The organism is uncultured Roseovarius sp. (assembly GCF_913054395.1).
Taxonomy (GTDB): Bacteria; Pseudomonadota; Alphaproteobacteria; order Rhodobacterales; family Rhodobacteraceae; genus Roseovarius.
Map to the genome: position 1 here is coordinate 1 of NZ_CAJXIP010000140.1, position 8,158 is coordinate 8,158.

Here is an 8,158-nt window from a genome sequence, read left to right on the forward strand (position 1 = left end):
GCTTCTGACGGTGGGCGGCTTGCTGGGCGGCCTGATCGGGGCGGTGCTTGGGGCGATGCTGCTGATCTGGCTTTACCAGACCTATCTGGGGCGCAAATAGGGGCTGGCCGGATTAGGCCCGTTGGCGCCGTTCAGGTCGGTTAGATCTGTCATTGGGTAAGGGGCAAGGCAACGGTGGCGGCGTATTCGGTCGGCGATTGGTAAACTTGGACGAATGAATGAACGCCGGCTGAGCCCCGCGACCCAGCCCCTCAGACCCGCGGCGGGCGGCTTCGATAGACCGGAAGGCGCCAGCCGAACAGCATGGAGCCAGCGCGCAGGGCCCATGTGACAAGGGCGCAGCCGCCAAGGATAACGAGCATCTCGCTGCTGAAACAGCTAAGTGCGACGGCGGTCAGGGCACCCCCGAAGGCGGCGCTGACATAAAGCTCGCCCTGTTTGAGTACAAGCGGCACCTCGTTGCAGACCACATCGCGCAACAGCCCGCCCATGCAGCCGGTCACAACGCCCATGATCACCACGATCGCGCCGGGTTGCATCATGCCCATCGCCGCGGCCACCCCGGCCGGCACCGCCACGGCAAGCGCAAAGCTGTCGAGCCAGAGCAACAGGCGATAGCGGCTTTCGACCAGATGCGCGGTGAAAAACACCACGAGTGCGGCGCCGCAGGCGATCAGGATATAGTTGGGATTGCCAAGCCAGAACACCGGGTTGCGATCCAGCAGCACATCGCGCAGCGTGCCGCCGCCGACCGCCGTCAGGCTGGCGACAAAGGCAAAGCCGACGATATCAAGCTGTTGGCGGCTGGCCACCAATGCGCCGGTCAGCGCAAAGATCAGCACCGCGGCATAATCTAGCAGGATCAGCGGACTCATGCGCGCGACTTGCCGGGTTTGAACGGCTCCATCCCTGCGCGGGCCAATTCATCGGCGCGCTCGTTTTCGGGGTGGCCCGCATGGCCTTTGACCCATTCCCAGATGACGTCGTGGCGGGCCTGTGCCTCGTCAAGGCGCTGCCAGAGTTCGACGTTCTTGACCGGCTTGCGGGCGGCGGTCTTCCATCCGTTCCGCTTCCAGCCATGAATCCAGCCGGTGACACCGTTTTTGACATAGGCACTATCGGTGACGATGGTGATCCGGCTCGGCTTGGCAAGGGCCTCAAGCGCATGGATGGCGGCCAAAAGCTCCATCCGGTTGTTGGTTGTCAGGGCTTCGCCACCGGACAATTCGCGCTCTTTTATGATTTTACCGCCCTCGGTGGCCCGCAGCAAAGCGCCCCAGCCGCCGGGGCCGGGATTGCCTGAACAGGCGCCGTCGGTATAGGCAAATAGCTCAGCCATGGGCGGTGATCGCATCATAAACGCGCAGGGTTTCAGTATTGGGGGTCACGCAAATACTCCGATAGCGAGGCAGGTCACCACCACGGCGGTGAGCAGGATGCGCAGGCGCATCCACCATGGCGGGGTAACACCGTGATGCCAAAAGAGCCAGTCCAGACCAAGCAATCCGACAAAGCCGGTGATTAGCGAGATGCCCGCGCTGGTCGGCCCGCCGCCGGTCATGAAGAACGCCCAAAGCGCCGGAAGGGTCGAAAGGACATAGCCGCTTGTGGCGGGTGGACCGCTTAGCCGGGTGGCAAAGCCCCAGAGCACGCCGGACATGAACGACAGGATCACGGCGCCGTAAAACAGCATCACGTAAGGCCCGGCAAAGCGCGGCCCGATAGTCTGGGCCGTCCAGAACCCGAGATCGGGCAATACCACGGTCAGGGCGCCCCAGAGAAAGGGCAAAAGACCGGCAAGGCCAAGGAAAAGCGGGGCACGGGGGATCGGTTGCATGGGCGGCAACATGGCTTTGCGATCTTCGCTTGGCAAGGGGGTGCTGCGCAGGCGGGGTTACTTTGACAGGCGCCCGCCGGGCAGTTGGTGAGGATCGGCAAAGGCCAGCACATTGGTGCCTTCGGCACGAAGGCCAAGGCGGGTGCAGACGGTTTCGGAGGCGGCATTCCCCGGTGTGATGCCGGTAAAGACCTCGTCAAAGCCATAGCGGTCCTGCATCTCGATCAGGGCCATGGCGCCAAGGATCAGGGCAAGGCGTTCGCCGCGCCGCTCGGGCAGAGTGGCGAGCATCCCCCACCAGCATTGCCGCCGCCCAAGCGGATGATCGGGGTGCAAATAGCTGGCCGCCCCGGCACAAGCGACGCCCTTGCCGGTCTTGTCGAGGGCCACAAGGCCGAGGCCGGGCTTGCGAATACCGCGCAGGACGGCACCGGATGGTGGGAGAACGCCGCAGGACAGGGCGACATCGGCGAGTTGCTCCATGGCCCGGGCCGGGGCGTCCTTGTCGACGCGAACAACCGTCAGATCCGCAGGCAGCGGATGGCGATCAAGCAGGGCGCGGGCGGTTTGGGTGGCGCCCTCGGCCCCAAGCCAGCGGGCGTAATGGGTGACGGTAAGGTCGCGGCGTTGAGCCTCGGCTTGCCAATGGCCGATATCGCCATTCCCGATGGTAACGATCGAACTGTTGCCTTGCAGGGCGATCAGCGATACCAGCCGGTCCATGGATTGCTCGTCGGGATCGGCCAACCCGACGCTACGGCCATAATAGGTCATCCGCGGATCGGTGTCGGTGAGATCGAAAAGCGCGCGGGCGCGCCGCAAAACGGATATCTGGGCCTCGGTGCCGAAATAATCCTGCCCGGTTGATGTCATCGTGCCATTCCTTCCCCCGTTGCAGGGCGCAGTATCGCACGGGTGCCTGATATCGCGAAGCCCGGATTGGGTGTGTCCGCGCGCGGTTCAGGCCGGGGTGCGCAAGACGCGGGGCACTTTGAATTCGACGTTTTCGGTGGCGGTTTCCACCACTTCGATGGTGACGTCATAGCGCGCCTCAAGGGCCGCGATCACCTCGTTCACAAGCACTTCGGGGGCCGAGGCGCCTGCGGTGATGCCGATGCTTTTGATACCCTCAATCGCGCGCCAGTCGATGTCGGTGGCGCGTTGCACAAGCTGGGCATAGCCACAGCCCGCACGCGCGCCCACCTCGACCAGACGGCGCGAGTTGGACGAGTTCGGTGCGCCGACGACAAGCATCGCCTCGGCCTTGTGCGCCATTGCCTTGACCGCTTCCTGACGGTTGGTGGTGGCGTAACAGATGTCTTCCTTATGGGGCCCCTTGATGGCGGGAAACTGCGCCTGAAGGGCGGCGACGATATCGGCGGTGTCATCGACCGAGAGGGTGGTCTGTGTCACGAAGGCAAGCTTTTGCGGATCACGCACCACAAGGCCGGGCACATCGGCGGGGGTCTCGACAAGCAGGACCTCGCCATCGGGAAGCTGGCCCATGGTGCCCACGGTTTCAGGGTGGCCCGCGTGACCGATCATGATGATCTGCAATCCGGCCTCGGCATGGCGTTCGGCCTCGATATGGACCTTGCTGACCAGCGGGCAGGTGGCATCGACATAAAGCATCTGGCGGGCGCTGGCCTCTGCGGGTACCGATTTGGGCACGCCATGGGCGGAAAAGATCACCGGGCGGTCATCGGGGCAATCGTCAAGTTCCTCGACAAACACCGCCCCCTTGGCGCGCAGATCGTCGACCACGTATTTGTTGTGCACGATCTCGTGGCGCACATAGACCGGCGCGCCCCATTTTCCGAGCGCCATTTCGACGATCTTGATGGCGCGGTCCACGCCTGCGCAGAACCCGCGCGGGGCCGCAAGGTAAAGGGTAAGGGGTGGTTTGGTCATGCGTGCCTCCTGTCAGGGCTAGAGGTAAGGCTTGCGATGCGCGCCGTCCAGTCTTGATGGGCGCGATCTAGGTCGCTGCCTGCGCGGTCAGCCAGGCCAGCACGATATAGCGTCCGGTCTTGGCGATGCTCACCAGCACAAGGAACAACCAGGGTGGTGTGCGCATCACCCCGGCGATGACGGTAAAGGCATCGCCAAGCGGTGCCCAGCTTAGCAGCAGGGTCCAGACGCCCCAGCGTGCGTACCAGCGTTCGGCGCGGGCCATCTGGCCGCCATTGAACGGGAACCAGCGCCGGTCGCGATAGTGCTCGATCCAGATCCCGAGCCCATAGTTGACCACCGCCCCAAGGGTATTGCCGATGCTGGCCGCGACGATCAGCCAGACAAGCGGCGCCGTGCCGCCCAGTTGCAGGCCGACAAAGACGATCTCTGACTGAAACGGGAAAATCGTGGCGGCGCCAAAGGCCGCGACGAACAATCCGCCCAATTGCGCGAAAACGCCCAGATCCGCGCCGATCATTGGCGGCGGGTCCGGGCGTTGATCTTGCTGCGGCGCAGGATTGGCTTAATCCTGATCTGCGTATGCCTCTTGGCGTTCTTGGCTAACTTCGCGCGGCGGGCGTCCGATGACGTCCTTGAGGTCCTGCAATTCGATGAAGTTGTCGGCCTGACGGCGCAATTCGTCCGAGATCATCGGCGGTTGGCTTCGGATGGTCGAGACCACCGACACACGAACGCCTTGACGTTGCAGGCTTTCCACCAGTGGGCGGAAATCGCCATCGCCCGAGAACAGCACGATATGATCGACATGCGGTGCAAGTTCCATTGCATCCACGGTCAGTTCGATATCCATGTTGCCCTTGACCTTGCGGCGGCCCTGACTGTCGGTGTATTCCTTGGCCGGTTTCGTGACCATGGAAAACCCGTTATAGTGCAGCCAGTCGACCAGCGGGCGGATCGGCGAGTATTCGTCATTCTCTAGCAGGGCAGTATAGTAAAACGCGCGAAGCAGTTTGCCGCGACGCATGAACTCGGTACGCAATAGCTTGTAGTCGATGTCGAACCCAAGCGCCTTGCCGGCGGCATAAAGGTTGGAGCCATCGATGAACAAAGCCAGTCGCTCATCTTTATAAAACATCTCAAATGTCCTTCCGAAGTATCATGTCTTGCCCGGGGTTTAGTGTGTGAGTGGTGGGGCAGGACAGATGTAAAGAAATGAATTACGTACATTATACACAACACGCAAGAGCACGATATATCTCGAAAGGATAGGATGTTGATGACATTCAATCAACAATGCTTGATCGCAATCGGTGGAAATATGCCGTCAGCCGTGGGAGGGCCTGCTGAGACACTGCGGGCGGCTTTGGACATGTTGCGCCGCGAGGGCGCGGATGTCGTCGCGTCAAGCGGGCTTTACAGCACGCCGTGTTTCCCGGCCGGGGTGGGGCCGGATTACGTGAATGGCGCGGCGGTGCTGGACTTTGCCGGGGGGGCACGGGATGTGCTGGCGCTTTTGCATCGGGTCGAGGCCGCGTTTGGCCGCGAGCGGGTTCGCCGCTGGGGGCAGCGCACGCTTGATCTTGACCTGATCGCGGTGGGAAACCAGGTTCTGCCTGACCCTGAGACATTTGCGATCTGGCATGATCTTGCGCCCGAGGTACAGACCACCGCCGCGCCCGATCAGCTTATCTTGCCGCACCCCAGGATGCAGGACCGGGCCTTCGTGCTTGTGCCGTTGGCGGATGTGGCGCCGGAGTGGGTGCATCCTGTGCTTGGAAAGTCGGTCAGGCAGATGCTTGAAGCCCTGCCGCAATCCGATAGGGATGCGGTTGTCTTGCTGTGATTCTCTGCTTGTAAATCCTGTATTGACAGCCTAAATACAGGACTTCTTGCAAACCTGCCCCTATTTCTCGGAGGTCAAATGGCCCGCGTTACCACAGAAGATTGCGTTGATAAGGTCCCGAACCGGTTTGATCTGGTTATGCTCGCCGCGCACCGCGCGCGCGAAATCGCATCCGGTGCACCGCTGACCGTGGATCGCGACAACGACAAGAACCCGGTTGTGGCCCTGCGCGAGATCGCCGAAGAAACCCAATCTGCGGACGATCTGCGCGAGCGTCTGATCGAATCGAACCAGACCCAGATCGAAGTTGACGAGCCCGAAGAAGATTCGATGGCTCTGTTGATGGGTGGCGAGGCCGATAAGCCCGAGGCCGATGATATGTCCGAAGAAAAACTTCTGCGGGCTCTGATGGAAGCACAGGGGCAAGGCTAAGCCTTCCCCTCCGACCCAAGGGCGAAGATCAGATGATCGCCGTTGACGACCTGATCACGCTTGTGCGGCATTATAATCCAAAGACCAACGAAGCTTTGATTCGTGCGGCCTATGATTATGGCCGCGCAATGCACGAGGGCCAGTTTCGCCATTCCGGCGAGCCCTATTTCACCCATCCCGTGGCCGTGGCCGCCATCCTGACCGAGCAGCGGCTGGATGATGCCACGATCATCACCGCGCTGTTGCATGATACGATCGAGGACACCAAGGCCTCGTATCAGACCGTCGAAGAACAGTTCGGGCGCGAGGTGGCCGATCTTGTCGATGGGGTCACCAAACTGACCAATCTGCAACTCAGCAGTTCCGAAACCAAGCAGGCCGAAAACTTTCGCAAGTTGTTCATGGCGATGTCCAAGGACCTGCGGGTCATCCTGGTCAAGCTGGCGGACCGGTTGCACAATATGCGCACGATCAAGGCGATGCGCCCCGAAAAACAGGCCCAGAAGGCCCGCGAGACCATGGATATCTTTGCGCCGCTGGCCGGACGCATGGGGATGCAGTGGATGCGCGAAGAGCTTGAGGATCTAGCGTTTCGCGTCCTCAACCCAGAGGCCCGCGCCAGCATCATCCGCCGCTTTATCACCCTGCAGAAAGAAACCGGCGATGTGATCGAGCGGATCACCAGCGACATGTGCCACGAGCTTGATAAGGCCGGGATCACCGCCGAGGTTTTTGGCCGCGCGAAAAAGCCCTATTCGATCTGGCGCAAGATGCAGGAAAAGGAGATGGGCTTTTCCCGCCTGTCCGACATTTACGGCTTCCGGGTGGTAACGCGGAACGAATACGACTGTTACGCGGTGCTGGGGGCGATCCACCAGCGCTGGCGCGCGGTGCCGGGGCGGTTCAAGGATTACATCAGCCAGCCGAAATCGAACGGCTATCGCTCGATCCATACCACCGTGTCGGGCCGCGATGGCAAGCGTGTCGAAGTTCAGATCAGAACCCGCCAGATGCATGATGTGGCCGAAACCGGGGTTGCGGCGCATTGGTCGTACCGCGACGGCGTGCGCAGCGAGAACCCCTTTGCGGTCGATCCCGCGCGCTGGATTTCGTCGGTGACGGAACAGTTTGACGCCGAAGAAGACCACACCGAATTCATGGAAGCGGTCAAGCTTGAGATGTACGCCGACCAGGTGTTCTGTTTCACCCCCAAAGGCGACGTGATCAAGCTCCCGCGTGGCGCGACGCCGATTGATTTCGCCTATGCTATCCATACCCGGATCGGGCATGTCTGTGTCGGGGCCAAGATCGACGGCATGCGGGTGCCGCTCTGGACCCGGATCAAGAACGGCCAGTCCGTCGAGGTGATCACCGCCGAGGGCCAGACGCCGCAGGCGACCTGGCTTGATATTGCCACCACCGGCAAGGCCCGCGCGGCCATTCGCCGTGCCCTGCGCGAGCTGGATCGCGACCGCTATATCAAGCTTGGCCGGGAACTCGCGCGGTCGGCGTTCGAGCATGTCGGCAAAAAAGCCACCGACAAGGCGCTTGAGTCGGCGGCACGCACGCTGCGCCTGCGGGACGCCGAAGAGGTGCGCGCGCGCCTTGGCAGTGCCGAGCTGACCGCGCATCAGGTGCTGAACGCGGTCTATCCCGATCTGGTGCCCGAGCACGGCAACGAAGTGGCGCGTGATTTTGCGGTAATCGGCCTTAAGGCAGACCAGAGCTTTGAGCGGGCGCGCTGTTGTCAGCCGCTGCCGGGCGAGCGGATCGTTGGCATCACCTATCGCGGGCGTGGTGTGGTGATCCATGCCATCGATTGCGAAACCCTGTCGGCCTATGACGACCAGCCTCAGCGCTGGCTTGACTTGCATTGGCACAACGGGACACATCCTGCGGTATATGCGGTGACGCTTGATCTGACGATTGGCAATGACGCTGGCGTGATGGGGCGGATTTGCACCTTGATCGGAGAGCAGAAGGCCAATATCTCGGACTTGGAGTTTGTTGACCGGAAACCAGACTTTTACCGTTTGGTGATAAACGTCGAACTGCGAGATGTTGAGCAGCTGCATTCGTTGATCTTGATGCTGGAAGCAGAAAACGATGTAGCTGCGGTTGAGCGTATCCGC

Annotated in this window: 10 protein-coding genes; 3 read left to right on the top strand and 7 right to left on the bottom strand. The window is 61.6% G+C overall.

Going from position 1 to position 8,158, the window contains the following annotated elements; translation table 11 throughout:
- Positions 1–251 precede the first annotated feature (251 nt).
- From QZ522_RS15585 to QZ522_RS15615, 7 genes are all read right to left on the bottom strand, one after another.
- Complete coding sequence (locus tag QZ522_RS15585; protein WP_294613607.1) at positions 252–875, bottom strand: trimeric intracellular cation channel family protein; 624 nt, start codon at positions 873–875, stop codon at positions 252–254.
- Positions 872–1,339, bottom strand: coding sequence for a ribonuclease HI (gene rnhA / locus QZ522_RS15590; protein ID WP_294613610.1), 468 nt, complete (start codon positions 1,337–1,339; stop codon positions 872–874). Before rnhA ends, QZ522_RS15585 begins: the two co-directional genes overlap by 4 nt.
- Positions 1,340–1,384: 45 nt before the next feature.
- Positions 1,385–1,837: a DUF3429 domain-containing protein gene (locus QZ522_RS15595; RefSeq protein ID WP_294613635.1), complete on the bottom strand. Its 453-nt coding sequence runs from the start codon at positions 1,835–1,837 to the stop codon at positions 1,385–1,387.
- Positions 1,838–1,894: 57 nt separating this feature from the next.
- Positions 1,895–2,710 (bottom strand): N-acetyltransferase, encoded by an 816-nt coding sequence (locus QZ522_RS15600; protein WP_294613613.1) that lies wholly within the window; start codon positions 2,708–2,710, stop codon positions 1,895–1,897.
- Positions 2,711–2,797: 87 nt separating this feature from the next.
- On the bottom strand, positions 2,798–3,748 hold the full coding sequence (gene ispH, locus QZ522_RS15605) for a 4-hydroxy-3-methylbut-2-enyl diphosphate reductase (RefSeq protein ID WP_294613616.1): 951 nt from the start codon (positions 3,746–3,748) through the stop codon (positions 2,798–2,800).
- A 67-nt stretch (positions 3,749–3,815) separates the two neighbouring features.
- The gene (locus QZ522_RS15610) at positions 3,816–4,268 is read right to left on the bottom strand and encodes a YqaA family protein (RefSeq protein ID WP_294613619.1); all 453 of its coding nucleotides are present in this window, start codon (positions 4,266–4,268) and stop codon (positions 3,816–3,818) included.
- 45 nt (positions 4,269–4,313) lie between these two features.
- A complete protein-coding gene (locus tag QZ522_RS15615; RefSeq protein WP_294613622.1) occupies positions 4,314–4,886 on the bottom strand; it encodes an NYN domain-containing protein in 573 nt (190 codons plus the stop codon).
- A gap of 141 nt (positions 4,887–5,027) precedes the next feature.
- Here QZ522_RS15615 and folK point away from each other — a divergent pair, with 141 nt between their 5' ends.
- From folK to QZ522_RS15630, 3 genes are all read left to right on the top strand, one after another.
- Positions 5,028–5,594, top strand: coding sequence for a 2-amino-4-hydroxy-6-hydroxymethyldihydropteridine diphosphokinase (folK, locus tag QZ522_RS15620; protein WP_294613625.1), 567 nt, complete (start codon positions 5,028–5,030; stop codon positions 5,592–5,594).
- A 78-nt stretch (positions 5,595–5,672) separates the two neighbouring features.
- Positions 5,673–6,026: a DNA-directed RNA polymerase subunit omega gene (gene rpoZ / locus QZ522_RS15625; RefSeq protein WP_294613628.1), complete on the top strand. Its 354-nt coding sequence runs from the start codon at positions 5,673–5,675 to the stop codon at positions 6,024–6,026.
- Positions 6,027–6,058: 32 nt separating this feature from the next.
- On the top strand, positions 6,059–8,158 hold a 2,100-nt coding region (locus QZ522_RS15630; protein ID WP_294613632.1), incomplete at its 3' end, for a bifunctional (p)ppGpp synthetase/guanosine-3',5'-bis(diphosphate) 3'-pyrophosphohydrolase.